This window comes from Lacticaseibacillus camelliae DSM 22697 = JCM 13995 (genome assembly GCF_001436615.1).
Taxonomy (GTDB): Bacteria; Bacillota; Bacilli; order Lactobacillales; family Lactobacillaceae; genus Lacticaseibacillus; species Lacticaseibacillus camelliae.
The window spans coordinates 1-1,776 of the sequence record NZ_AYZJ01000044.1; the positions used below are offsets into that span (position 1 = coordinate 1).

Below are 1,776 nucleotides of genomic sequence, written 5' to 3' on the forward strand. Positions count from 1 at the left end.
CAAGGTAGTCCTTTGAAAACTGAACAAAGTTTCGTAAATGTGATAGGGCTTTTCAATGAAAGTTGAAAAGAATTAATTAACATGAGCGAAGTCAATTCGCAATAAACAACAAATCGAGCTATTCAAATAACTCATTTTATATGAGAGTTTGATCCTGGCTCAGGATGAACGCTGGCGGCGTGCCTAATACATGCAAGTCGAACGAGGCGTTGATGATTGACTGAGGTGCTTGCACCGAAGGATTTTATTAACACCGAGTGGCGGACGGGTGAGTAACACGTGGGTAACCTGCCCTTAAGTGGGGGATAACATTTGGAAACAGATGCTAATACCGCATAAACCCTTAGACCACATGGTCTTTGGTTGAAAGATGGCGTAAGCTATCGCTTTTGGATGGACCCGCGGCGTATTAGCTAGTTGGTAAGGTAACGGCCTACCAAGGCAATGATACGTAGCCGAACTGAGAGGTTGATCGGCCACAATGGGACTGAGACACGGCCCATACTCCTACGGGAGGCAGCAGTAGGGAATCTTCCACAATGGACGCAAGTCTGATGGAGCAACGCCGCGTGAGTGAAGAAGGCTTTCGGGTCGTAAAACTCTGTTGTTGGAGAAGAACACGTTTGAGAGTAACTGTTCAGACGTTGACGGTATCCAACCAGAAAGCCACGGCTAACTACGTGCCAGCAGCCGCGGTAATACGTAGGTGGCAAGCGTTATCCGGATTTATTGGGCGTAAAGCGAGCGCAGGCGGTTTCTTAAGTCTGATGTGAAAGCCTTCGGCTTAACCGAAGAAGTGCATCGGAAACTGGGAAACTTGAGTGCAGAAGAGGACAGTGGAACTCCATGTGTAGCGGTGAAATGCGTAGATATATGGAAGAACACCAGTGGCGAAGGCGGCTGTCTGGTCTGTAACTGACGCTGAGGCTCGAAAGCATGGGTAGCGAACAGGATTAGATACCCTGGTAGTCCATGCCGTAAACGATGAATGCTAGGTGTTGGAGGGTTTCCGCCCTTCAGTGCCGCAGCTAACGCATTAAGCATTCCGCCTGGGGAGTACGACCGCAAGGTTGAAACTCAAAGGAATTGACGGGGGCCCGCACAAGCGGTGGAGCATGTGGTTTAATTCGACGCAACGCGAAGAACCTTACCAGGTCTTGACATCCTATGCCAACCTGAGAGATCAGGCGTTCCCTTCGGGGACATAGTGACAGGTGGTGCATGGTTGTCGTCAGCTCGTGTCGTGAGATGTTGGGTTAAGTCCCGCAACGAGCGCAACCCTTATGACTAGTTGCCAGCATTCAGTTGGGCACTCTAGTAAGACTGCCGGTGACAAACCGGAGGAAGGTGGGGACGACGTCAAATCATCATGCCCCTTATGACCTGGGCTACACACGTGCTACAATGGCCGGTACAACGAGTTGCGAACCCGCGAGGGTAAGCTAATCTCTTAAAGCCGGTCTCAGTTCGGACTGCAGGCTGCAACTCGCCTGCACGAAGTCGGAATCGCTAGTAATCGCGGATCAGCATGCCGCGGTGAATACGTTCCCGGGCCTTGTACACACCGCCCGTCACACCATGAGAGTTTGTAACACCCGAAGCCGGTGGGGTAACCTCTTTGAGGAGCTAGCCGTCTAAGGTGGGACAGATGATTAGGGTGAAGTCGTAACAAGGTAGCCGTAGGAGAACCTGCGGCTGGATCACCTCCTTTCTAAGGACAGATGCGTAAGCATCACGGAAACCTATCACATGAAACTTTGTTTAGTTTTGAGAGGA

Annotated in this window: 1 rRNA gene; it reads left to right on the forward strand. The window is 50.7% G+C overall.

Features of this window, described 5'->3' with window-relative positions:
• Positions 1 to 136 precede the first annotated feature (136 nt).
• Positions 137 to 1,711, forward strand: a 16S ribosomal RNA gene (locus FC75_RS08360).
• The last annotated feature ends 65 nt before the right edge of the window (positions 1,712 to 1,776 follow it).